Below are 23,639 nucleotides of genomic sequence, written 5' to 3' on the forward strand. Positions count from 1 at the left end.
GATCGCTTGACGGCACCGATCACCGCCCGCCTAAGCTCTTCTCATTAGATACCAACTGGGAGCGTCCGTCGCCCATACGGCCGTGCGGATCTTGACCGAGGCAGGAGTCCACCGCGTGTACGCGGTGGCGGGTGAGTCTTTCCTGGATCTGCTCGACGCGCTGCAACGCGAACGGTCGATCACCTTCGTCTCGGCGAGGCACGACTCGGGCGCGGCGTTCATGGCCGAGGCCGAAGGCAAGCTCACCGAACAACCGGCGGTACTGCTGGCGGGCCGCGGCCCGAACGCGGCGAACCTCGCGATCGGGGTCGCCACGGCGTACCAGGACGAGAGCCCGATGGTCGTCCTGCTCGAGAACCCGCCGTCCAGCCCCGGCCCGACCAGCGAACTGCCCACCGCCGACCTGACCGCGATGTTCGAACCCATCGCCAAGTGGACCGGCCGCGCGAAGGAGCCGGACGAGGTGCCAGGCCTCCTGGTCGAGGCGCTGACCCGGTGCCGGGAGGGACGTCCCGGACCCACCGTCGTCGCCGTCCCCGCCGACTTCTGGGGTGTCCCGTTCGATTCGGCCAAACCGGTCGCCGCCGTCCGGCCGCCGGTCACCGGCGCGCTCGGCCGGACCGCCGAGGCGGTCGCGCAGCTGGTCGACGAGGCCCGCTACCCGGTGGTGATCGTCGGCGGCCGGGCCCGCGCGGCGCGGGACGAGCTGATCGCCGTCGCCGACGAACTCGCGCTGCCGGTGTACAACGCCTTCCGCCGTCAGGACGCCTTCCCGGAGAACCACGCGCGCTACGCCGGCCACCTCGGCATCGGCATCCCGGCGCGCCAGCTCGACGCGCTGGAACGCGCCGACCTCGTCCTCGCGCTGGGCACGCAGCTCGACGAGGTCACGACCCAGTCCTTCCGCTACCCGACGCCTTCGCAGACGCTGGTGCAGGTGGGCACCGGGATCGAGCCCGCGCGGCGTGGTGGCTTGACCTTCCGGGTCGACTCCGAAGTCGAGCCGTTCCTTCGCGAACTGCGCACCGTCGCCTCGCCGCGGACGCGTCGCGCGTCGGCCGCGAACGCCGCCGTGCACACCTTCATGACGCCGCCCGACACCAGCGGCGCCACCCGCGTCCATCCGGCCGACGTCATCCGCGCCGTGCGCAAGCTCGCGCCCGAAGACGCGATCGTGACCAGCGACGCGGGCAACTTCGCCCAGTTCATGCACCGCTACTGGTGTTTCACCGCGCCGCGCAGTCAGCTGGGCCCGAGTAACGCCGCCATGGGCTACGCGGTCCCCGCGGCCATCGCGGCGAAACTCGCCGAGCCGCGGCGGACGGTGATCGCGATGGTCGGCGACGGCGGCGCGCTGATGACCGGGCAGGAGATCGAAACCGCCGTCCGCTACCGGGTGCCGGTGACCGTCCTGGTGTTCCAGAACGGTCTGCACGGTCCGCTCGCCGTGCATCAGGCACGCAAGCACGGACGGCTTTCGGGGGTCACCGTCGCCGCCACCGACTTCGCGTCGTGGGCGCGCGGGCTCGGCGCCGCCGGGTACACCGTGGACGACCGTGAGGAGCTGGAGCCGATCATCGCGAGCGCGCTGGTCCGGCAGCGGCCGTGTGTGATCGACGTCCGGACGGATCCGGACGTGGTGACCCCGGACATCCGGCTGACGAGCCTGCTGGGCGCCGCGAGGCCGCAGCAGGGCGGCCAGTAGGGATTACCGGGCGGTACTTTTTCTCAGGGGATACACAGAAACCCTTGTGGGGCCGCCTTCACCTGCCCCAAGGGGTGGGAATGTGGTGACGACTCGGTCGAGTTCAGGTCGCGGAGACCGGATTTTGTCGGTCGGCCGTGGCACAATCGCCGCAACACCGAGAGTCCGATGAGGACTCGGTGGACAGGAGCGGCCAGCGGGGCCGCGGCCGTCCGCCGGTGAGTTGTTGGCACGCAGTACGTACCGCGTTGTGTTGACACAGGGGAGAAAACATGGCTGACGAGACGAAGCCACAGGACAAGTCCAAGTCCGTTTCCGGCGTGGTGCCGGTGCAGTTCAGCGCGGACGCGGAGACCCACGACGTCGCGGTCGTGGCCACCAACCGGGAGGCGCTGCGCCGTTCGCCGTTCGGCGCCGACGTACCGCTGCGCGCCGCGAGTGGCGAATAGCGCCAGTGGTAAAGAGCACCGTGGCCAGGCCCGCACACCCGGGTGAAACCGCTTGTCGGCCTGCATGAGGTGTGCTTTACTGATTATGGTCTCGATTTTTGTGTTCGTGTTGGTTCACGCTCGCAGAACTCAGCGGGCGTAGTGTCTCCTCACCTCTCTGAGGAAGCAAACCGTCTGGTCATGACCCGGGCTGCCGACGTGGCTTCCTGTTTGTTTGTGTTGCATATGGAGATTTTATGACTCAGGGCACTGTGAAGTGGTTCAACTCCGAGAAGGGGTTCGGCTTCATCACTCCCGACAACGGCGGCGGCGACGTCTTCGTGCACTACAGCGAGATCAAGGGCAACGGCTTCCGTACCCTCGAGGAGAACGCCCGCGTGGAGTTCGAAATCGGGCAGGGCGCGAAGGGTCCGCAGGCCACCTCGGTCAACGTGATCTGATCCAAGCTTTCAAGCAGGGCCGTTCTCCCTCGGGAGGCGGCCCTGCTGCTTTTTCCGGGTCCTCATGGGATGACGAGCCCGGTTTCGTAGGCCAGCACGATGGCCTGTGCCCGGTCCCGGAGCGAGAGCTTCGCGAGGATCCGGCCCACGTACGTCTTCACCGTCTGCGCCGAAAGCACCAGATCCGCCGCGATCTCCGGATTGGACCGTCCTTTCGCGATCAACCGCAGTACTTCACGTTCGCGTTCGGTGAGCACGTCGAACCGTGCCGGGGACGGCCGTGGAACCGGTGCGCTGGCGACGAAATTCGCGATGAGCCGCTTCGTGACGGCCGGTGAGAGCAGTGCGTCCCCGGCGGCGACCACGCCGATCGCGGCGATCAGTTCGGCCGACGGCGCGTCCTTCAACAGGAACCCGCTGGCGCCCGCCCGCAACGCTTCGTAGACGTAGTCGTCCAAGTGGAACGTGGTCAGGACGATCACCTTCGGCTTGTCGCCGTCGCCTTCGAGCAGCCGCCGGGTGGTTTCGAGCCCGTCCATCACCGGCATCCTGATGTCCATCAGGACGACGTCGGGTGCGGTGGTCAGCGCGGCGATGCCGTCCAGTGCCGCCTGTCCGTCACCGGCCTGGCCGACGACGTCCAGCCCCGGCTGCGCGTCCAGCAGGCTCGCGAAACTTTCCCGCACCATGGCCTGGTCGTCGACGATGAAGACGGTGGTCACGCTTCCCCCGTGAGTTTCAGCGTGACGGCCACCCGGAATCCGCCGTCCGCCCGCGGCCCGGTCTTGCACGAGCCGCCGATCAGCGTAACGCGTTCGGCGATCCCCGCCAGGCCGGTGCCGTCCCCGGTCGAAGGGGCCGGAACCCGTTCGGCCGGCCCGTTCTCGACCAGGATCGTGAGTGTCTCCGGCTCTCTTCGCACGTCGACGTCCACACTCGACCCCGGGCTGTGCCGTGCCGCGTTGCTCAACGCCTCCTGCAGGATCCGGTACGCGGCCAGGCCGATCGTGCCAGGGACGTCGTCGCCGCCGGTGATCCGGGAGCGCACCTCGATCCCGGACGCCCGGCAGCCGTCGAGCAGCCCGGGCACCTCCGCGAGTCCCGGCTGTGGCTCGTGTTCCGGTTCGTCATCGTCGTCCCGCAACACGCCGACCAGCCGACGGGCCTCGTCCAGTGCTTCCCGTGCCGCGACACCGAGTGCGCGGAACTCCTCCGCGACGCTCTCGTTGACGTCCGGGAGCCGGTAGCGCGCGCTGTCGGTCCGCAGGGCGATCAGCGAGAGATGGTGGCCGATGATGTCGTGCAGCTCCCTGGCGACCAGCGCGCGCTCCTGCAACGCGGTCCGCTTCGCTCGCTCTTCGACCGCTGTACGTTCGGCCGTGTCGGCCTGCGCCAGTGCCCGCCGTCGTTGCTGCATGCCGTAACCGGCGACGATGGTCACGGCCACCACGAGCAGGGACAACACCAGGGTCTTCGTGCCGGAACGCGGGATCTGGGCGATGCCGACGCCGACGGCGAGCACCACCGCGATGATCGAGATCCCGGTGCCCTGCTTGGGTTTCGTCCGGGCGAGAGTCATCGCCAGCACCGGCAGGTACGGCAGGACGTGGGTCTGCAACGGCCATTCGCTCAGCGTCGCGTGGAACGGCGGATCGGGTGCGGGGAAGAGGACGGCGATGGTCGCGGCGACCATCCCCACCGCCGCCACGCGGACCGCTGTCAGCGGGAAGCGCGCCACCAGCAGCGGCGGCGCGACCTGCAGAAGCAGCAGGAAGAAGACCAGCGGCAGGCTATCGGGGCCGAGGTAGCGCCCCCAGGCGCCGAAGGTCACGCTCGCCAACACGGCGAGTATCGAGGCGGCGAGGACTCCTTTGAGCCAGCCCGGCACGTGCCACCAGGCCGAAGCCGGTTCCAGATCGGCGTCGCGCCCGGTCAGGAGTGCCCACCCCAGCGAATCCATGCCTCGACGCTAACGACGCGGCGGGCCGGGCACATCCCCGCCTGGGGGACATCCCGTATCCACCACGGGGTGACGAAAGTCGAGGTCGCCGCCTGACCTTCGAGCGCTGCCCCAGGCCGTCGTGACCGGCGACGATCCTCACCATGAACGGGAAGACCGGCCGATGGATCGGCGGAGTGGCCTTGGTTCTCGCACCGCCCGTGTGGTTCGCGGGCCTGTTGTCGCGGTATCTGGTGCTGAAGGACTTCACGCCGGAACAAGTGGAGTGGTTCGACCAGCAGCCCTTCGCCGCGCCTGGGCAGCTGGCCGCCTACGCCGCGAACCCCGGCTTCGTCACGGCCGCGTACTCGCTTTTCCTGCTCGGCGTGGTCCTGTCCTTCGTGGCGTTCCTGGCGCTGGCGAAGATCGTCGCGGCGAAGGCGCCCGCCCTGGCCGTCTGGGGCTTCCTGCTACTCGTGTTCGGTTTGTTCGCGAGGCTCTACTTCGCCGGTGTCGACCTGACGGCGTTCAAACTGGTCGACACGCTCGGGGTGGACCAGGCGACCAAGATCGTGATGGACGGCTACGTGGACTTGGCCTACGGGTTCTGGCGGATCCCGGTCACCGCGTCCGTGGGCCAGTTCGCCGGTGGACTGGTGCTGGCCATCGGGGCCTGCCGAGCCGGGATCTTCGGTACCGGGCGCGCGCTGCTGTTCCTGTGGCCTTGCACTATGTGGGTGGGCGTTCTCAAGGAGAGCGACCTCTACGGACTGCTCGGTGTGGCCGCCGTTTGCCTGGTCCTCGTCCCGCTCGGCGTCCGGAACCTGCGGAATCGGCCGTCGTCGGACCGGGTGCCTCGGCTGCTTTCCTGGTGATGCAACCTCGTGCAACTCTTCCCTTCGCGGCCTCGACGTCGTTTCCTTGTAGGACTTGGCGCGGGCAGCGGAGGACATGTGGGCGAAGTGGTCGCGGGGATCCTGGCGAACCCCGCTTCGGAGCGTGACATCCAGAGTCTGCGTTCGGCACTCCGCGTAGCCGGAGTCGGCCGGGTGATGGTGTGGACCGAGGCGGGCAAGATCATCGGGACCGTCCGCCGGATGGTGGACGCGGGCGCGAGTGTGCTCATCTGCCTCGGTGGCGACGGCATGATGCGGGCCGCCGCGGCGGCTTGCGGCGATGTCCCGTTGCTCATGCTGCCGATCGGGAGCACCGCGCTCCCGGAGCCGACCGTCGCCGGGCTCGCCGCCGGGCTGCTGGCCAGCCATCAGGTGGACACGGACCTGGTCACGAACCGGGCGACCGTCCTCGAGGTCGTCACGAAGGCCCGCCGTGAGATCGCGCTGAACGACGTCAGCGTGTCCGCGGAACCCCGGTGGGATCCCGCGTCGCTGACCGAGCTGTACTGCACGTTCGCCGTGCCGGACGGAATCGGCCTCGCCAGCATCCCCGGCAGGCTGTGCGCCAGTCCGAAGTCCACTGTGGACGGTGTGGCGGTCTCGCTCGGGCCGGTCGACGAGACGCCGTACGTCGTGCAGGCGCCGATCGCGCCGGGCGAGGTCCGCGCGGTGGGCGTCCGGGGCTGGAGCGTGCTGTACCCCGGGGTGCGGGTCGACCTCGGCGCCGCGGGCGGTTCCATCGCCCTCGACGGCGAACCGCATTTCGTCCTGAAGCCGGGAGAGAGCGCTTTCGTCGAGTTGAAGCCCGAAGGCCCGTGGTGCGTCGACGTCCGCGCCGTGATGGCCGAAGCCACCAGGAAAGGCCTGCTGCTCGGACGGAAGCCGGAGCGGATCCTTTCCACGTCCCCTCTGGTGGAAGCGCCCTACCTCAGGTAAGCCCGCCCAGGTCACAGAGCCCTTCCGATCGCCGGTTCGGCCAGGCACACTGGGCGAAACGGACCAAGGGAGTGGGCCACGTGCAGCTGGAAGCGGCGTTGCCGGTCGGCGCTGATCCGCGGCGGCACGCACGCGTCCTCGCCCAAGTGCACGAAGCCGCCCTTTCCGGCGACGCGCTCCCGAGTCATCCGCGCGCGGTCATCGGCGCGTCCTGGCAGCGCATGCGCCGTCTCGGGCTGGACCCGGACCGCGGCGCGCCCGTTCCCGCGCTGGTCCCGGAGCAGCTGGAGGCCCGCCGCCGCGAGAGCGGCCTCGCCGCCGTCCTGCCCGCCCTGCGCGGCGGCCTGATCAGCCTCGCCGAGCAGGCCGCGCACATCCTGGTGGTCGTCGACGCCGACGGCCGCGTCCTCTGGCGCGACGGCAGTACCGCCGTCCGTCGCCGCGCCGACGGGCTCGGCTTCTTCGAAGGCGTCGACTGGCACGAGAACGTCGCCGGTACCAACGCCATCGGAACCGCGCTGGTCGCCAGGCATCCGGTCCAGGTCTACTCCGCCGAGCACTACGTCCGTAACCAGCACGACTGGACCTGCGCCGCGGCGCCGCTGCACGATCCGAGGGACGGCAAGCTGCTCGGCGCCGTCGACCTCTCCGGCCCGGCCTCCACCGTGCATCCGGCGACGCTGGCCTTGGTCGACGCGGTCGCGAAACTCGCCGAAGCGCATCTGCGCACCACGCACCTTTCCGAACTCGAACGACTGCGCGGTCTCGCGTCGCCCCTGCTGGCCAAGATGAAGGGCCGGGCGGTGATCACCGACCCGCACGGCTGGATCGCGGCGTCGGCAGGTCTCGTCCCGGTCGGCCGGATCGCACTGCCGAACGACGTCACCGCCGGCCGGGCCTGGCTGCCCACCTACGGGAACTGCCTGGTGGAGCCCCTGCCCGGCGGCTGGCTCGTCCGGCTCACCGAAGAGGAGGACGCGCCGCCGACGCGCGTCGTACTCGACCTGAAGTCGTCCAGGGCGAGCACACTGCGCGTCTCGGGGGCGGCGGGAGCCTGGTCGCACCGGCTGAGCCCGCGGCACGCGGAGATGCTGTACATCCTCGCGCGCCATCGGGAGGGAAGGTCGGCGTCGGAGCTGTCGCTCGACCTCTTCGGCGACGCGGGGCGCACCGTGACCGTCCGCGCGGAGATGTCCAGGATGCGGCGGCATTTCGGCGGGATCCTGCTGGGCAGGCCGTACCGGTTCGCCGACGACGTCGAGGTCGTCGTCGAGCGGCCGTCCGACGGCGAGGTCCTCCCACACTCCGCCGCGCCCGCCGTCCGCGCCTGATTGTCTCCACCCCCGGCTCAACCCGGCGATGGTCCCGCTCCACCCCTCGGTGTTCCTAACGTTCGGTGCATGGGAAACATGAACGGAAAGGCCCTGCTGGGCCTGGTCGCGATCGGTATCGTCGTCCTTCTCGGATTCCTGGCCTATCGGCTGATCCTGGTGGAGCTGATCACCCGGCTGAGCGATCACTGAGGGGGAAGATGGGGAAGCGGGAAAGGCCACTGCTGCCGGACACGATCGCGCCGAGCTGGCTGGTCGTCCAGCTGCTCGGCACGGCCGCCGTCGTGGTGGTGCTGCTGACCGTGCGCGAGTCCCAGGGGTGGATCTGGGCGGCCTACGGTCTTTGCGGCGTCTGCTGGCTGGGTTTCGTGGTGACTTCCCCGCGGCTGCCGAAGCTGGCGACGGCGCTGCTCGCGGTGGCGACCGTCCCGCCGTCGCTCACGCTCGGCTGGGCGGAGGATTCGTCCGCCATCGTGCTCGCCGTGGTCACGGTCAGCCGGTTCGCCACCCTGACCGGGCCGTCGGTGGCCGCCATTGTCGGGGTGGTGGGACTCGACCTCGGTCTCGCGGCGATCCCCGGCCTGCTCGTGGGGTCCCCGCTGGTGGTGGTGTTCGGCAACGTCGGCGTCCTGCTCGTACTGATGTTGCTGGGGTTGAACCGGCGGCAGTACGAGGTGCAGGCGGTACAGGCGGCCGCCCTGCTGGAGCAGACCAAACTGGCGCAGAGCGAACACGCGCGGGCCGCCGCGCTCGACGAACGCACGCGGATCGCCAGGGAGATCCACGACGTCCTCGCGCATTCGCTGGGCGCGTTGGGGATTCACCTGGAGGTCGCCGAGGCGCTGCTGGCCGAGAAGTCCGATGTGGACGGTGCGCTCGGCAGGGTCCGACTGTCCCGGCGCCTGGCCGCCGACGGGCTGGCCGAGGCACGTGACGCCGTCGCGGCTCTGCGCAGCGACGTCCCCTCGCTCGCCGAAGCCTTGCGGTCGCTGGCGGAAGCGCACCACGACGGCGTGACCTTCGAGGTTTCGGGGGAGCAGCGGCCGCTGCCGTCCGCCGCGGTGGTTTCGCTGGTCGGGGTCGCACGGGAGGCGTTGACCAACGCGGCCAAGCACGCCCCTGGCCGTCCGGTGTCGCTCCGGCTGCTCTTCACGACGGCGGAAGTCCGTTTGCGCGTCCGCAACGAACTCGGCGACACCGCCCGATCGGAGGACGCGGGCGGATTCGGGCTCACCGGGATGCGCGAGCGGCTCGCGCTCGCGGGTGGCACGCTGTCCGCGGGTCCGGAGGACGGGCACTGGACGGTGGAGGCGGTGGTGGGCGCGTGATCCGGGTGGTCGTCGTCGATGACCAGCAGGTCATGCGCGAAGGGCTCGTCGCGCTGCTCGGACTGATCGACGGGGTCGACGTCGTCGGCTCCGCCGGTGACGGACGACAGGCGCTCGACCTGCTCCGCGGGACCGCGGCCGACGTCGTGCTGATGGACCTGCGCATGCCCGTCCTGGACGGGGTGGCCACGACCAGATTGCTCAAACGGGAGCACCCCGGCGTCGCGGTCGTGGTCCTGACGACGTACGCGGACGACGCTTCGATCGCCGACGCGCTCCGCGCCGGAGCACGCGGCTACCTGACCAAGGACGCCGGTCGCGCCGAGATCGGGGCCGCCGTCCGCTCCGCCGCCAACGGGCAGGCGATCTTCGCCGCCGAGGTCTCGGACAGACTCGTCGCCGCGCTCGAAGCCAGAACGGTCACCCGGGGCAGGACCGAACTCCCGGACGGCCTCACCGCACGCGAAGGCGAAGTGCTCGGCCTCATCGCACGGGGGCTGTCCAATCCGGAAATCGCCGCCGAGCTGTACATCGGCGAGGCGACCGTGAAGAGCCACATCAACCACGCCTTCGCCAAGATCGGTGTGCGCAATCGTGCGGAGGCCGTGCGCTACGGCTTGGAAAAGGGCCTCTGACGCCGTCGGCAGATCACGTGCCGATGACACACGCCGGTGTCACTGGCTGCGCAGATCCCGACTCGGATACCTTCTTGCGGGTAGAGCCAATGGGGAGGATCGGCGATGACGAGCACTGTGACCCGGCCGGGGCCGCCGGGGAGCCCCGCGCCACCCCCTGCGCCGGAGGGCCGCGGCGGGATCGCCGGGCTGCTCGAACTGCCGGGGAACGGGATCCGCGCGATCGTCCGGTCCGCGTCGACCACGCCGGGCAGGCTGTCGGTGATCGCGATCGGGCTCGTGCTGCTGTCGCTGGTCGCGGGACTGTTCGGCACGCTGGCCGCGCAGGACAAGAAGGACACGATCAACGGCCTGATCGACCACCGTGAACCGCTGGCCGCCGCCGCGCAACAGGTCTACCGCGCGCTTTCGGACGCCGACGCGACAGCCGCGAGTTCGTTCCTCTCGATCGGCACCGAGCCGCTCCCGATGCGCCAGCGGTACGAACGCGACATCGCGGAAGCCGGTGCGGCGCTGGCGAAGGCGGCGTCGGACTCGTCGGGCGTCGACGAGGCGGCCGAACAGATCAACACCCTCGGCCGTGAGCTTCCCGTCTACACAGGACTGATCGAGACCGCGCGGGTCTACAACCGGCAGGGTTATCCCGTCGGCGCCTCGTATCTGCGTGAGGCCTCCGAGCTGATGCGGGCGAAAATCCTTCCCGCCGCACAGGATCTGTACCGCATCGACACCGACCGGCTCGCCGCCGAACAGGACGACGCGACCGGTTTCCCTTGGCTGGCAACGGCTTTCGTGCTCGTACTACTGGCAGCGTTGATCTTCACCCAGGTGCATCTGACCCGGAAGACCAACCGGCTGCTGAACATCGGGCTCGTCGTCGCGACCGTGTCGGTGGTGGTCGCCCTGTTGTGGGGCGCGGTCGCGCTGATCGTGCAGAGCACCCTCGTCGGCAGCGGTGAAGAAGACGGCTCGCACCAGGTGGACGTCCTCGTCCGGGCCCGCATCGCGGCGCTGCAGGCGCGAGCCGACGAAACGCTGACCCTCGTCGCCCGTGGCGACGGCGCGGCGTACGAAAAGGACTTCCGCGATCTCGCCGGGCAACTCGGCGGGTCGGACGGCCAAGGCGGCCTGCTGGGCGAGGCCAGGGGCCTCGCGGCGGGCGGTGCGGCCGCGGACAAGGTGGACGCGGCCATCCAGGCGGCGTCGGCGTGGTTCAAGGCGCACGCCGAGGTGCGGCGCCAGGATGACGACGGCTTTTACCAGGACGCCGTCGGCACGGCCATCCGCGACGACAAGAAAGACGGCGCGGCCGGGGCGTTCCTGCGGCTCGACGAGAGCCTCGTGGCCGCGATCAACGTGGGACGACAGGAGTTCCTCGACGACACCCGGGGCGCCGAACGCGCGCTGACCCTGCTCGCGCCGGGAATCGCGGTGCTGGCGCTGATCGCGGCGGCGGGGTCCGCGTTGGGGATTCGTGAACGGCTGAGGGAGTACCGGTGATGCGGAACGGTCTGCGAGGGGCCGTGCTCGGCGCGGTCCTGGTGCTGGCGACGGCTTGTGGCAGCGCGGGGGCGCCGGTCGACCCGGCTCCCGTCGGCGACGTCGCCCCGCCACTGCCCGCGAACGTCGGCGGGGCGGACAACGCCGGTGGCGGCGGGACGGCCGACACGAGCTGCAATCCGCTGGCGAGCCTCCGGCCGATCAACGGCACGCAGATCAGCAGCGGCTCGACGATGGCGAAGATCAAGGAGAACGGCAAACTGATCGCCGGCGTCGACCAGACGACGTTCCTGTTCGGTTTCCGGAATCCGACGTCGGGTCAGCTCGAAGGCTTCGACATCGACATGGTCAACGAAATCGCCAAGGCCATCTTCGGCAGCGCGGAAGGCCGTGTGCAGTTCCGGGCCATCCCGTCGAAACTGCGGGAAGAAGTGCTCGAGAAGAAACAGGTCGACATCGTGGTGCGGACCTACAGCATCACCTGCAGCAGGCTGAAGAAGGTCAACTTCTCGACGGCGTACTACCAGGCGGGGCAACGGATCCTGGTCGAATCGGGCTCGAAGGTCACCCAGCTCTCGGACCTCGCCGGGCGGCGGGTGTGCGCGACCAAGACGTCGACCTCGCTGACGAAGATCGCGGCTGATCCTTCGAAGCCGGTGCCGGTCTCGGTGGACAACTGGTCGGACTGCCTGGTGATGCTGCAGCAGAAGCAGGTCGAGGCCGTGTCGACGGACGACGTCATCCTCGCCGGGATGCTCGCTCAGGACCCGACGCTGAAGATCGTCGGGGACCGGTTCACCGAGGAGAACTACGGCATCGGTGTCCCGAAGGAGAACGAGGACATGGTGCGGTACGTGAACGCCGTGCTGGAGAACGTGCGAGGCGGGGCGTGGCAGGCGATCTACGCGAAGTGGATCGGGAACAAACTCGAAGGCGGGACGCCGCCCTCACCTCAGTACAAGTGAAAACGGGCCGTTCGGGGGCGATCCCGAACGGCCCGTTTCGTACTAGGGGGACTTCTCGCCGATCACCGGCGGCACCGGCTTCATTTCGCCGTCGTAGCCGCCGAACAAGACGTCGGCGTCCTCTTCCTGCAGGTAGTTCGGGGCCTTCTTTTCCTTGTCCTCTTCCTTTTGCCCCTTGCCACCAGGACCACCGGCACCCATCGCGCCCGGACCGCCGCTCTTGCCGGCGGCGGCCGCACCACCCCGGGTGATGCGCTCCTCAGGCAGCTTGCCCGACCCGGACCCACCGCCCTTGCCCGCCAGCCTTTCGGCCTCGCCAGCCGAAACCTTGCCGCCCGCGAGCCGCTCGGCGACGTTGCCCGCCCCGCCGTTACGTCCGAACCCGCCGCCACTCTTGCCGCCGCCACCGGTCAACCGGCTCGCCGCACTGCCACCCGGCCCGCTCGTCGTCCGGCCGGGCTTGCCGCGATACTGCTCGCTGCCCAGCCGCCCGAGACCGGTGGGCCCAGGGCCGTTGATGGCCGCCAGCCCCGGCGTCTGACCAGGGCGGAAGGACCCAGGCGGCCCGCTGAACGGCTGATTCGGCCCGGGCACCCCCGTATGGCCGCCGCCCGTGGTGATCCCCGGCCCCGGCGTCGGCCCAGGCCCAGGAACCGGCCCGCCCGGGTTGCCCGGCCCAGGCATCCCCGGCCCACTGCCAGGCCCACCGCTGAACCCCTTGACATCCCCGCCCGAGAACCCCGACGCGGACGTCGAATCACCCATTTCGGGTGGCGGGGAGAAGGTGGGCTGCTGGGAATTGACGTCGAAGAGAGACTGGTCGTAGGTGTGCATCACCTGCGCGGCCTGCTGATGCGCCTGGAACGACTGCTCCTGCTTGGCCGAGATGTTGCCGACCGTTTCCACCGCGCCCGCGAAATTCCCCGACGCGAACTGCTGCATCGCGTTCTTGTACTCGGCGTTGCGATCGAACGGGACTTCTTCGGGCATGGAGTTCTTCGCGGTGGTCGCCGCGGCCGCCGTCTGGGAGAAGCGGTTGGAGGCGAGGTAGGCGCCGTCGCCGGCGGTGTCGGCCCACTTGCCCAGGTTCTTGAAGAACCCGTGCGCGGCCTCCGCGGCGGGGCCCTGCCAGTGGGCGCCCTCCTTGTTGGCGGCGGAGGAGAGGGCGTTGCTGAAGGTGTTCAGCGCGTCGCCCTGGTTGTTCCAGATCTCGCCCTTTTGGTCGATCTTCTCGGGGGAAAGATTGTTCGTGACCATGCCGATCAGGTCGCTGTGCGAGTTGCCCTCGTAGCGCTGCCCTGACGGAGTCAGCCCGGCCCGGAACTGCTGCCCCTGTGCGAGCGTCTCGGCCTGCTCACCCGAGTACTGGCCGGCCTTCTGCTCCGCCGTCATCTTCGCGGTGAGCGAATTGCCTCCGGGACCTCGGTTGACCTCGTCGTAGGTCTCCGCGTAGCGCTTGCCCTCGTACGTGCGATGCGCTTTGCCGTCGGCGCTCAGCACCGACTCGAAGTTGTCCTGACCGGCGTTCTCAGCCATGATCCCCTCCCTGGAGCCGTTCAGTTCCCTCTAGGCAGCTTGGGTGCGACCGCCTCGGCGATGGTGGTTGCATCGGCGCACGCTTGGTCGTCCGATCCGATCGCCAGAGTCAAATTCACTGTCGCGCGTGAAGTGGCTGTCACGGAAATTCCAATGAAGCAGTTGCCTTGACCAGCGGCGCCGGCCAGTTGAACAGCTTCTCGTCCGCCGATCTTCGTGCTGGTCTTTGTGCCCTTGTTGGATTCCAAGCCGTCGATGCCTTCACTGTCAACGAAGTAAAGAGCGACGTTTCCGTATCGCGCCTTCTTTGCTCGGCAGCCGTTGTCGCTCTCAAGCGTTTCGGGATCATAGCTCTCGTAGGCGAGTGTCGAGGTGGCTGTACGGAGCACCTCGCATGAATCCATTCCCGCGAAAATGTCTTGCTTGTTTTCGGACGTGGCGGATGCGGAGGGGCTCGGCGCAGGACTAGGGGTCCCTGATTTCTCGGGGGAGCAGGAGGTTATGGCCGCCATGGTGGCGATGATGGCTGCGGTGGTAAGTATCGGTCGAGATGGCGTTTTCATGCCTTTTAATCAGTCCTGTCGAAGACTCTTGATGGTCGACTCGTTGTCGTGCTCGATCTTGTTGAAGTTCGCCTTGGCGGTCTCGATGGCTTCCACCGCTCGAGTTACGACCCTCTGCAGAGCCTCGAGTTGGGTTTGCGCGGATTGCTCGTCGCCATCCGCTACCAAAGTGGCGTGCTTCCCCACAGTGACGGAATACGGACTGCTGCCGAGTTCCGGGGCTTGAGATAGCTGGAAGAACTGGCCTTTGTTATTGACCCAGCTGTCCAGGTAGTCCTGCAGCGCGGTCTTGTATGCCTCACCCATCTCCGGGCTGACCGCGAACTTCCCTTCCTTCGCGGCCGTCACCATCGCATCGGCCTGCGCCGAGAAGTCGCCCAGCATCTGCGAAAAGTCACCCGGTGGTCCACCGGTGCCGTCTGCCATGGTCTCTCCCCTGGTACCAAGTGCCGGTTACTCGTCGCGTTCGTCAGATCACGATATCAGCGGAAACGACCCCGAAGGCCCGCTTCCGGCGAGGATCACGCGCTGCCGACGCGGGCGGCTTCGACCAGGTCGTGGATCCATCGTGCCAGGTGGGAGCCGCTCGTCGGGGTGAACGTGCGGCGGACTTCGCCGTCGGGGAAGCGATCCGTGGTGAGCATGAAGCGGCCCTGGACGCTGTCGAACCACTGGACGCTCTTCTGCTGTGGTTTGCCCCGGTCGTCGCGCAGGGTGAGGCTGATCGTGCCGAGCCTCGCCAGCGGGTGTTCGAAGAACCGGCTCGCCGCGCCCAGCCGGAGGTTGTCCGGGTCCTCGTCGAACGGATCATCGGGTCGCTTCGACGGGGGGAGGGTGCTGGACGTCGTCACCCGTCCGGGGAACGGCTGCAGTGACGGCAGGTTGTCTAGGAGGGTCGCGACGACCTGTTCCGGGTACACCGGCTCGAAGAGGATGTCGAATCCGCGTTGCTGGCTCACGACGCCCAGGCGGCGGTCCCAGCCGCCCCGATAGAGGTATTCGGCGTCCTGCTCGACCTCGTGCGCCTCCAGGGTGACGACGAAGTCCGCCGTGGCCCAGAGCCGAAGCGTCTCCTCGTAGTCCCGCAGGAGTTCGCGGCCGCGTGCGAAGCCGCGGTCGGCCAGTCCGGCCCAGATCTCCTCGCAGTGCCGCTCGCGTTCGGTGAAGGTGGTGCCGACGGTCGGGATCTCGAAGGGCAGCACGAATCTGCCGAGCCCGAGTTCCTCGAGTACGACGTCGAGCTGGGCCATCGACATCGAAAATGACGCGGGCACTCCGACCCTCCCCCTCATCACCTGCTGAATCGGTTCTCTCCCGCACCGTATCGGGTTCGACCCGGCGCGGGCACGACCTGCCTGCTCACGACTAGGATCGGGCCTGACTTGGTCGCGGGGATTTCGGGAGGTACCAGTGTCGGATGAGCCGCGCCGTCCTCGGCACGCAGCGCCGGATGACACCAAACCGGACAACGAGGCGGAGGCCGCCTCGTGGACGCCGCCGGCACCGGTGCGCTGGGAAACGCCCGAACCGTCCATTTCCGGCAGGCTCGATGTCACCGAGCCACCCCGGCCCAAGCAGGGGCCCGGGCCGGAGAACGACGCCGAGCGCACGATCTACCACGCGCCGGTCCAGCGCCCGCAGACGCCGCCGCGCGGCCAGCAGCGGCCGATTCCCGGTGCCGAAGACCCGACGCGTCCGCCGGGTGAGATGGCCCCGGTGAGCCCGCAGACCCAGGTCGTCCGTCCCGAGTGGCAGGCACCCGCCGACACGCCGCAGCCGACCAGCGTGCTCTCCTCGCCCGCCCCCGAGACGCAGAGCATCATGCCGCCGGCGCCGCGCGTCGACAGCGGACCGGGGCCGCTGCCGGATCCGGGCACGGAAAGCGTGCTCCCCGAACGTTCCAGCGAAAGCCGGGGGACCGGGACCGGTACGGGTACCGGATCGGGCAGCCGGGGGACAGGCACCGGAACGGGTTCGTTCCCCGGAACCGCACGCCGGACGTCGTCGCGCACCTCTCGCCGCGGCCGTCTCGGCGCCGGACTCGTCGACGTCCCTCAGGTGCCGTACCGCGACCCGGCGTCCGCCGTCCTCGAAAACCCGATGGTGTCGGAGGAGAAACGCTTCTGCGGCAGCTGCGGCGCCAAGGTCGGCCGCGGCAAGAACGGCGAACCCGGCGCGCCGGAAGGCAACTGCGAGAAATGCGGGAACCCGTTCTCCTTCGTCCCGAAGCTGCGGCCGAACGAGATCGTCGGTGGCCAGTACGAGGTGCTCGGCGCGCTCGCGTACGGCGGGCTCGGCTGGATCTATCTCGCGCAGGACCACAACGTCAGCGACCGCTGGGTGGTGCTCAAGGGCCTGATCGACACCGGTGACGCCACCGCGATGGCGGCCGCGGCCAACGAGCAGCGGTTCCTCGCCGAGGTCGAGCATCCGAACATCGTCAAGATCCACAACTTCGTGCAGCATCCGGATGGCGACACCGGCAACTCGGTCGGCTACATCGTCATGGAGTACGTCGGCGGTCAGTCGCTGCGTCAGCTCGCGCTCGCGCACCACCGCGAGACGAAGCGCCCGGAGCCGTTGCCGATCGGCCAGGTGATCGCCTACGGGCTCGAGATCCTTCCCGCGATGGGCTACCTGCACAGCCAGAACCTGCTGTATTGCGACCTCAAGCCCGACAACGTCATCCAGACGCATGAACAGCTCAAGCTCATCGACCTCGGCGCGGTCCGCCGCATCGACGACTACGAGAGCCCGCTGTTCTTCACGACCGGCTACAGCGCGCCCGAACTGGCGACACACGGCGCTTCGGTGGCGTCGGACCTGTACACGGTCGGCCGCACGCTCGCCGTCCTCAGCTTCGAGTTCTCCGGCTACACCAGCAAGTACAAGACGACCCTGCCCGGACCGGACGTCGTCCCGCTGTTCGCGCTCTTCGGTTCGTACTACCGCTTCCTGAAGCGCGCGACGCACACCGACCCGGACCGCCGGTTCATCGCGGCCGAGGAGATGGGCGACCAGCTGACCGGCGTGCTGCGCGAGATCATGGCGCTGGGCACCGGGAAACCGCGTCCGGGTGCCTCGACCGTCTTCGGTCCGGAGACCCGCACGTTCGGCGTCGACCTGGTCGTCCCGGAACACGGCGGGAGCGTGCCGCTGCCGGATCCCGGCGAGGTCGTCTCGGGCCTGCCGATCCCGCAGGTCGACACGGACGACCCCGCCGCGGGCATGCTGGCGTCGACGGTCGCGCTCGATCCGAGCGGCGCGATCGAGGCACTGGCAGGAGCGCCGCGCGAGTCGATCGAGGTGCGATTGCGCATCGTCCGCGCCCGGATCGAGCTCGGTGAGCTGGTCGAAGCGCAGCGGCAGCTGCAGGCCGCGCAGTATCTCGCCATCAAGGCCGGTTTCCCGCACGACTGGCGGATCGACTGGTACCGCGGCCTGATCGAGCTCGCGGGCGGCCGGTCCCGTGTCGCGCACGTCGCGTTCGACGCGGTGTACGACGACCTGCCCGGCGAGATCGCGCCGAAGCTCGCTTTGGCCGTCAGCGCGGAGGGCGTCGGGGATTACTTCGGCGCCGCGCGCTACTACGAGCTGGTGTGGCGAACGGACCGGTCGTACGTCAGCGCCGCCTTCGGGCTCGCTCGTGTGTACCTCGCGCAGGGCGCCCGTGCCAGCGCGATCGAGGTGCTGGAGGCCGTCCCGGCGTCGTCCACGCATTACGTGGCCGCGCAGGTCGCCGCGATCAAGATCAAGACCAGGATCAACGGCGGCGGCAAGGATCCGGTGCCGGTGTCCGAACGCGACCTCGTCGACGCCTCGACGCGGCTGGAGCGCCTGCAGCTCGACGCGGAACGTCGCACGCGGCTGTCCGCGGAGGTTCTCGAAGCGGCGTACGGCTGGCTTAACGCGCAGAACCGGCCGACACCGGGGGCGAAGGTGCTGGGCTGCGACCTGGACGAGCGGGACCTGCGGTTCGGGCTCGAGCGCTGCTACCGCACCCTGGCGCGCCTCGCGGGCACGGTGGACCAGCGCGTGGAACTGGTCGACAAGGCCAACGCGATCCGGCCGAGGACCCTCACCTGACCCGCGAAATGCTCAGGGGTTGATGTCCCACTCGCGTTCGCGCTTGGCCTTTTCGTGCGCGGCGGCGAGCTTCTGGAGCGCCTCGGGGTCGCCGTGGGTGCTGAAGTGCTCGAACTCGACCCGCACGAACAGCGCCCGCGCCCGCACCGCGACAGGACCGTCTTCGGCGTCGAGGCGTCCGTCGGCGCTCACGTAGATCTTGCGGCCCGCGATGCCGTCCAGCTTCGTCGCGATGTAGAGCGTCGAACCGACCGGCACCGGCCGCAGGAAGTCCGTCTCCAGCTTCCCGGTGACGGCGGGGCGGCGCAGCAGGTTGCCGACGGTCGCCCCGAGCGCCTCGTCGAAGGCGCAGGCGAGCAGACCGCCATGGGCGAGGCCGGGCGCACCCTGGTGGGCGGAGGTGACGGTGAACTTCGAGTACACCGTCGTCCCTTCGCCCACCGTGGACTGCAGGTGGAGCCCGGCCTCGATCTCGTCGCCGCACCCGAAACACTCACCGAAGTGAATACCGAGGTCGCTGCCCGGCTGCGGGGCTTTCGGGTGGACGGTCGCCGGGTCGACTTCGACCGGCGGCCACGGCTGCGAGATACGGCTCATGGAGAAACGTTAACTCGCCGGTAGCTCCGAGGCCTCGCCGGGAGTGACCGGTTCCGCTTTCCGGCGACGCACGATCCGGGAGCTCACGATGCGGCGCAGCGACACCCCGGCGGTCTCCGGCAACAGCAGGATCGGGATGGCCGCGATCGCCGCCGCGCCCATCAGGTAGTAGGCGGGCCACAGGTTGTCGCCGGTCGAGGTCACCAGGCTGCCGATGATGTACGACGCCGTGCCGCCGAACGCGGCGGTGGAAACGCTGTACCCGATGGAGAAACCGCCGTAGCGCTCCTGCGTCGGGAACATCGCCGGCAGCGTCGCCGCCAGCACGGCCAGAATCAGCACCAGCGGGACCGCGATCATCACCAGGCCGAGCATGAGCTGCCAGGGATTCCGGTCGTCCGCCGCCGCGCCCATCAGCGAGAACGCCGGGATGGGCAACACCAGGAAGCTCGCGCAGCTCGCGATCAGGATGGGTTTTCGCCCGATGCGGTCGGACAGGATGCCGACCGGCACGATCAGGACCAGCATCAACGCGATGGTCGCCAGGATGATCAGCAACGGCGTGTGTCCGCTGAAGCCGACCACGTCCTTGAGGTAGGTCTCCAAGTACGTGATCACGATGTAGTCGGCCACGTTCAGCATCACCACGATGCCGATGAGGTGCAGGATCGAGGTCCAGTGCTTCTTGAGCAGCGCCTTCAGCGGCGACTTCTCGACCTGGTTCTTCTTCTCGATCTCCAGGAACAGCGGAGTGTCCTCCAGCTTGTTCCGCAGGTAGAGACCGATGATGCCGAGCGGACCGGCGATCAGGAACGGCAGGCGCCAGCCCCATTCGCGCATCGCCTCGTCGCCGAGGATCACGGTGAAGATCGTGACGAAACCGGCGCCCATGGCGAACCCGACGAGCGTGCCGAACTCCAGCCAGCTGCCCCAGAAACCCCTGCGCCTGGCCGGGGCGTACTCCGCGATGAACGTCGCCGCGCCGCCGTACTCACCGCCCGCCGAGAAGCCTTGGATGGTGCGCAACAGGATCAGCAGGACCGCCGCGGCCGGGCCGATCGTCGCGTAGGACGGCAACAGCCCGATGATGAACGTCGATCCGGACATCAGGATGATCGTCAGCGCGAGCACTTTCTGGCGCCCGATCTTGTCCCCCAGCGGACCGAACACGAAGCTGCCGAACGGCCGCACGATGAACGTGATCGCCAGGACCGCGAAGGTCGCCAGCGCACCCTCGGAAGTGCTGGAAGCGTTGAAGAAGACCTGCCCCAGGATGGCGGGCATGAAGCCGAAGACACCGAAGTCGTACCACTCGATGCAGTTACCCATCGCCGCTCCGGCGACGGCCTTTCTGATCTGCTCCGGCGGGGCCTCCGCCGGTTCCCCTTTTTCCTGATGCGCAGCGCTCAGCGCCTCTTCGGCCATGGGTTTGACCTCCCGACCCACCCGTTTACTTACCCATCGTCGACGGTTGGTTCCCTCGACCGTAGGTGTTCAAACATGCGGATTCAGCGCTTTGCGTCGATCGCGCGAGCCTCGTTCCCCCGAATCGGTGACGAACCACCAGGTGACGCCGAGGTCGGAGAATTTCCGATTACTTTGGGTCACATCTGAGGATTCGGACGTTCCGGGCAGGGGTCAACGGGTCGTGACCGCTGTCGGCGGCTCGTTCGGCGCCTGCGTCGAGGACGGCCCACGAGGAGGCACGGCCGTGGTCGTACGGCCCGGCTGCACGGTCTTGGGGATCGCACGCGTCGGCCCGGATTTCGGAGTCGGCTCCGCGGCGGGCGGCTCCGGTGGGGAGACTTCCGGGCGGGGACTCGTCTCGGAAGGCGACGGCGGGACCGGTTGCGGGGAGATGGTCGACAGGCCGGGCCCCGCGGGCTGTACCGGCGCGGATCCCTCACCGCCGCGACCACCGACGGCGATCGCGCCGAACACGATCACCGCGACCGTCGCCAGCGAACTGCCGGCCACAGCGAGCCGTTTGCGTCGTCGCCGGATGCGGCCACCCTTCTCGATGATGTCCGCCGCCCGGATGCCCAGCGGGGGACCGCTCGCCCCGTGCGCGAGCACGCCTTTGATGTCCTCGTCCATCTCCTCACCTCCCATCGTCGTGCGCTCCGCTCAAGGCCAGTTCGCTGAAATGCGGTCCGAGCCGCTTGCGCAGGGTCGCCAGCCCCCGCGCGCTCTGGCTCTTCACGTTCCCGGTGCTGCAACCCAGCGCCGCGGCGGTCTCTTCGACGCTGAGGTCTTCGAAGTAGCGCAGCACCAGCACGGCCCGCTGCTTCGGCGCGATGCCGGACAGCGCGTTCCTGACCAGCATCTCCTGTTCAGTGCTGCCCTCTTCGCCTGGGACTTCGGGCAGGGCATCGGTGAGCTTCTCCCGCTTGCGCCAGACGCGCCGATGCTCGGAGAGGAAGGTCCGCAGCACGATCTTGCGCGCGTAGCCGTCGAGCGCGTCGTGCCGGGAGAGCCTCGGCCAAGCCAGGTACAGCTTCAGCAGCGCGGCCTGGGTGATGTCCTCGGCCTGATGCCAGTCCCCGCACAGGAGGTACGCGGTGGCACGCAGGTTGTGCGCGCGCTCGTCGAAGTACCGGGCGAACTCGCCGTCCCACGGCGAGCCCGTCCCGGTCTTCGACGAGCGGCTCAGCGACACCTAGTTACCGGCTCCTTCGACGATGGCGGGGAGGTGCAGATCCCCGGTCGGCCCGGCGGGGACGGCCTTGGGCACGCGGTGCTCGCCCGGCGCGGCGACAGCCGGGGTCTTCGAGACGCCCCGAGGCGCGGTGGTGGCGCGGGGCGGCTCAGCCGGCCGCGCGGTGGTGGGGGCGTTGGTCGGCGGCTGGGGCGCCTGAGTGACCGTCGGCGACGGCGCGCTCTGGTCGGCCGACGCCAGCGACGTGGTCGCGAAGGCGGCGCCGCCCGCCAGCAGCAGCGCGCCGAGGGAAAGAGCGATACGAGTACGCAAGAGTGTCTCCTCGATCCGGGCGCCGCTCATTGGCCGCGGCGCCTTACGTCGTTAGACATGCGCCTCGCCGGCCCTGGGGTTGCATCGAGTTTTCGGAAGTTTCCAGTCAGCGCACGGCGATCAACACGAACGGCCGGAGACCACGAGGGTCTCCGGCCGCCCGGTTCCATGGAAGTACTTCAGCTCGCGAGAGCGGAAAGCTTCGTCCACTCTTCCCAGGAGTAAGTCCAGTCGCTGTAGTCACGCGCCCGGTTGATCGTCTGGGTGCTGCCTTCGATCTCGACGGGGTCGCCGACGAGCGCGCCCGCCATGTACTCCTTGGCGTTCGCCGGCGCGAGGTTCACGCAGCCGTGCGAGATGTTCTTCTTGCCCTGTGCCCAGATCGAGGGCCCGTAGCCGTGGATGAACTCGCCGTTGGTCGAGAACCGCACCGCGGACGGCACGACGATGTTCTCGTACTTGTAGCGCTCGTTGGTCATCGAGTACGTGTCGTGCTTGGACATCACCACATGCGTGCCGCTCGGGGTGACGCGGCCAGGGTCGGCGTCGAGGCCGTAGCTGGCCGGGTAGTCAGCGATCTGCTGACCGTCGCGGATCACCAGGAGCCGGTGGGTCTGGGTGTTGCCCTTGACGATCTGCGAGCGCCCGATGGTGAAGCTCGCCGAGCGATCTTCCTTGCCGTACACGCCGTCGCCGATTTTGACGCCGTAGATCTTGGCGTTGAACTTCACCGTGGTGCCGGGCTGCCAGTAGGCCTTCGGCCGCCAGTGCACCGAGGTGTCGTCGTGGACCCAGGCCCAGGAGCCCTCGGTCTTCGGCGTGGTCTCGACGGAGAGCGCCTTCTCAACCGAGGCCTTGTCGGTGACCTTGCTCGGGAAGGTCAGCGTGATCGGCATCGCGACGCCGTAGGTCTGCCCGTCGAAGACGTTGATGTTCGCGCCGACCTGCTTGCGCGGCTTGACCGTGGTGAAGGCACCGCCGACGTCGACGGGCTTGCCGTCGGTCCCGGTGGCCTTGCCGGACCAGGTGTAGGTCTTGCCGTAGCCGAGCTGTTCGGTGGCGGACCAGCTCTTCTTGTCCTCGGACGGTTGTCCGGCCACCTGTTTGCCGTCCGGGTTGGTCAGCACGACCTGGTCGAGCGTGCCGTCGGCGACGCTGACCTTGATCGGCTGTCCCGGCGCGACGTCCTGCGCGCCCGCGGCCGGTTCGTAAGTCAGTTTGGCCGGCGCGGCCGCCTGCCCGCCGGTCTCGCTGCTGATCGGGCCGCCGCCGTCCGGCCCGCTGGCCGAAACGGTCGGCTCGCTGCTGCACGCCCCCAGTGTCAGAACGGCCACCAGCCCCAGTGCCGCGAACGCCGCTCGGCGGCGGGCGGTTTCAGTGAACCTCAAAGCTTCCCCTTTGCTCCCCTGTACACCGACCATGACGTCCGGACCGCCCCTTAAGTTGATCCCACCGAGAGTGATGCGAGTCACAATCGGGTGGATCATAGTTCACGATCGGGGCATGACCGACTTCGGTCCGTGTCCGGCGCTGACCTGAGGTCGGCGCGCGGTGAGAGGGTAGCGAGGGGGTCCGACAGAACGCCGCGCGGTATACGACGTTCCGGTGACCTTGGTACTTGGGGGTGCCCAGAGTCCGATCACGGGCTTCAAATATGGCCAGATCCCGGTACTCTGCCATCAGGCCGTCGTTTTGCGTGTTCGTGGCTTCACACTCGCGGAACTTCTGACGCGAGCCATGAGCCGGTGACGCGCTCTTCGCT

The 23,639-nt window shown here is 68.7% G+C and carries 24 protein-coding genes; 12 read left to right on the forward strand and 12 right to left on the reverse strand.

Translation table 11 applies throughout. From position 1 onward, the window contains the following. Positions 1 to 55: 55 nt before the first annotated feature. The 3 genes from ACZ5ZX_RS04160 (at position 56) to ACZ5ZX_RS04170 (ending at position 2,594) form a co-directional block, all read left to right on the forward strand. The gene (locus tag ACZ5ZX_RS04160) at positions 56 to 1,705 is read left to right on the forward strand and encodes a thiamine pyrophosphate-binding protein (protein ID WP_465501039.1); all 1,650 of its coding nucleotides are present in this window, start codon (positions 56 to 58) and stop codon (positions 1,703 to 1,705) included. Between the two features lie 272 nt (positions 1,706 to 1,977). Beyond that, positions 1,978 to 2,154 carry a hypothetical protein gene (locus tag ACZ5ZX_RS04165; RefSeq protein ID WP_162835891.1) on the forward strand — a complete coding sequence of 59 codons (177 nt, stop codon included), beginning with the start codon at positions 1,978 to 1,980 and terminating at the stop codon, positions 2,152 to 2,154. Positions 2,155 to 2,390: 236 nt separating this feature from the next. Next, positions 2,391 to 2,594, forward strand: coding sequence for a cold-shock protein (locus ACZ5ZX_RS04170; RefSeq protein ID WP_037319152.1), 204 nt, complete (start codon positions 2,391 to 2,393; stop codon positions 2,592 to 2,594). 62 nt (positions 2,595 to 2,656) lie between these two features. Here ACZ5ZX_RS04170 and ACZ5ZX_RS04175 read toward each other — a convergent pair whose 3' ends face one another. Together ACZ5ZX_RS04175 and ACZ5ZX_RS04180 are read right to left on the reverse strand one after the other, a co-directional pair. Continuing rightward, positions 2,657 to 3,316, reverse strand: a complete 660-nt coding sequence (locus ACZ5ZX_RS04175; protein ID WP_465500572.1) for a response regulator — start codon at positions 3,314 to 3,316, stop codon at positions 2,657 to 2,659. Continuing rightward, entirely contained in the window at positions 3,313 to 4,554 is a 1,242-nt protein-coding gene (locus ACZ5ZX_RS04180) for a sensor histidine kinase (RefSeq protein ID WP_465500573.1), read from the reverse strand. Before ACZ5ZX_RS04180 ends, ACZ5ZX_RS04175 begins: the two co-directional genes overlap by 4 nt. Positions 4,555 to 4,697: 143 nt before the next feature. Between ACZ5ZX_RS04180 and ACZ5ZX_RS04185 the strand changes: the two genes are divergently transcribed. The 8 genes from ACZ5ZX_RS04185 (at position 4,698) to ACZ5ZX_RS04220 (ending at position 12,124) form a co-directional block, all read left to right on the forward strand. Then, on the forward strand, positions 4,698 to 5,408 hold the full coding sequence (locus tag ACZ5ZX_RS04185) for a hypothetical protein (RefSeq protein ID WP_465500574.1): 711 nt from the start codon (positions 4,698 to 4,700) through the stop codon (positions 5,406 to 5,408). Positions 5,409 to 5,486: 78 nt separating this feature from the next. Next, a complete protein-coding gene (locus tag ACZ5ZX_RS04190) occupies positions 5,487 to 6,365 on the forward strand; it encodes a diacylglycerol kinase family protein (RefSeq protein WP_465500575.1) in 879 nt (292 codons plus the stop codon). Positions 6,366 to 6,436: 71 nt separating this feature from the next. Beyond that, positions 6,437 to 7,696, forward strand: coding sequence for a GAF domain-containing protein (locus ACZ5ZX_RS04195; RefSeq protein ID WP_465500576.1), 1,260 nt, complete (start codon positions 6,437 to 6,439; stop codon positions 7,694 to 7,696). Between the two features lie 69 nt (positions 7,697 to 7,765). Next, entirely contained in the window at positions 7,766 to 7,888 is a 123-nt protein-coding gene (locus tag ACZ5ZX_RS04200; RefSeq protein WP_256376547.1) for a hypothetical protein, read from the forward strand. An 8-nt stretch (positions 7,889 to 7,896) separates the two neighbouring features. After that, positions 7,897 to 9,024 carry a sensor histidine kinase gene (locus ACZ5ZX_RS04205; protein ID WP_465500577.1) on the forward strand — a complete coding sequence of 376 codons (1,128 nt, stop codon included), beginning with the start codon at positions 7,897 to 7,899 and terminating at the stop codon, positions 9,022 to 9,024. After that, positions 9,021 to 9,659, forward strand: a complete 639-nt coding sequence (locus tag ACZ5ZX_RS04210; protein ID WP_465500578.1) for a response regulator — start codon at positions 9,021 to 9,023, stop codon at positions 9,657 to 9,659. Before ACZ5ZX_RS04205 ends, ACZ5ZX_RS04210 begins: the two co-directional genes overlap by 4 nt. A 105-nt stretch (positions 9,660 to 9,764) precedes the next feature. Next, on the forward strand, positions 9,765 to 11,159 hold the full coding sequence (locus ACZ5ZX_RS04215) for a hypothetical protein (protein ID WP_465500579.1): 1,395 nt from the start codon (positions 9,765 to 9,767) through the stop codon (positions 11,157 to 11,159). Then, on the forward strand, positions 11,159 to 12,124 hold the full coding sequence (locus ACZ5ZX_RS04220; RefSeq protein WP_465501040.1) for a glutamate ABC transporter substrate-binding protein: 966 nt from the start codon (positions 11,159 to 11,161) through the stop codon (positions 12,122 to 12,124). Before ACZ5ZX_RS04215 ends, ACZ5ZX_RS04220 begins: the two co-directional genes overlap by 1 nt. A 42-nt stretch (positions 12,125 to 12,166) precedes the next feature. Here ACZ5ZX_RS04220 and ACZ5ZX_RS04225 read toward each other — a convergent pair whose 3' ends face one another. The 4 genes from ACZ5ZX_RS04225 to ACZ5ZX_RS04240 form a co-directional block, all read right to left on the reverse strand. Beyond that, a complete protein-coding gene (locus ACZ5ZX_RS04225; RefSeq protein WP_465500580.1) occupies positions 12,167 to 13,660 on the reverse strand; it encodes a hypothetical protein in 1,494 nt (497 codons plus the stop codon). 20 nt (positions 13,661 to 13,680) lie between these two features. Then, positions 13,681 to 14,223 (reverse strand): DUF3558 family protein, encoded by a 543-nt coding sequence (locus tag ACZ5ZX_RS04230; RefSeq protein ID WP_465500581.1) that lies wholly within the window; start codon positions 14,221 to 14,223, stop codon positions 13,681 to 13,683. Positions 14,224 to 14,232: 9 nt separating this feature from the next. Beyond that, entirely contained in the window at positions 14,233 to 14,649 is a 417-nt protein-coding gene (locus ACZ5ZX_RS04235; protein WP_465500582.1) for a hypothetical protein, read from the reverse strand. A gap of 95 nt (positions 14,650 to 14,744) precedes the next feature. Further along, positions 14,745 to 15,497, reverse strand: coding sequence for an ESX secretion-associated protein EspG (locus ACZ5ZX_RS04240; protein WP_465500583.1), 753 nt, complete (start codon positions 15,495 to 15,497; stop codon positions 14,745 to 14,747). A 136-nt stretch (positions 15,498 to 15,633) separates the two neighbouring features. On the opposite strand from ACZ5ZX_RS04240, the gene ACZ5ZX_RS04245 reads away from it, so the two are divergent. Next, positions 15,634 to 18,309, forward strand: coding sequence for a serine/threonine-protein kinase (locus ACZ5ZX_RS04245; protein WP_465500584.1), 2,676 nt, complete (start codon positions 15,634 to 15,636; stop codon positions 18,307 to 18,309). 12 nt (positions 18,310 to 18,321) lie between these two features. On the opposite strand, the gene ACZ5ZX_RS04250 is transcribed toward ACZ5ZX_RS04245, so the two are convergent. From ACZ5ZX_RS04250 to ACZ5ZX_RS04275, 6 genes are all read right to left on the reverse strand, one after another. Next, the gene (locus ACZ5ZX_RS04250) at positions 18,322 to 18,906 is read right to left on the reverse strand and encodes a PaaI family thioesterase (RefSeq protein ID WP_465500585.1); all 585 of its coding nucleotides are present in this window, start codon (positions 18,904 to 18,906) and stop codon (positions 18,322 to 18,324) included. 9 nt (positions 18,907 to 18,915) lie between these two features. Continuing rightward, entirely contained in the window at positions 18,916 to 20,331 is a 1,416-nt protein-coding gene (locus ACZ5ZX_RS04255) for an MFS transporter (RefSeq protein ID WP_465500586.1), read from the reverse strand. A gap of 213 nt (positions 20,332 to 20,544) precedes the next feature. Continuing rightward, entirely contained in the window at positions 20,545 to 21,003 is a 459-nt protein-coding gene (locus ACZ5ZX_RS04260) for a hypothetical protein (protein WP_465500587.1), read from the reverse strand. Positions 21,004 to 21,007: 4 nt separating this feature from the next. Then, a complete protein-coding gene (locus ACZ5ZX_RS04265) occupies positions 21,008 to 21,565 on the reverse strand; it encodes a SigE family RNA polymerase sigma factor (protein WP_465500588.1) in 558 nt (185 codons plus the stop codon). Continuing rightward, positions 21,566 to 21,907: a hypothetical protein gene (locus ACZ5ZX_RS04270; protein WP_465500589.1), complete on the reverse strand. Its 342-nt coding sequence runs from the start codon at positions 21,905 to 21,907 to the stop codon at positions 21,566 to 21,568. It abuts the gene before it with no gap. Between the two features lie 149 nt (positions 21,908 to 22,056). After that, entirely contained in the window at positions 22,057 to 23,298 is a 1,242-nt protein-coding gene (locus tag ACZ5ZX_RS04275; protein ID WP_465500590.1) for a L,D-transpeptidase, read from the reverse strand. Positions 23,299 to 23,639: the final 341 nt, after the last annotated feature.

Source organism: Amycolatopsis sp. NPDC033938 (assembly GCF_055575975.1).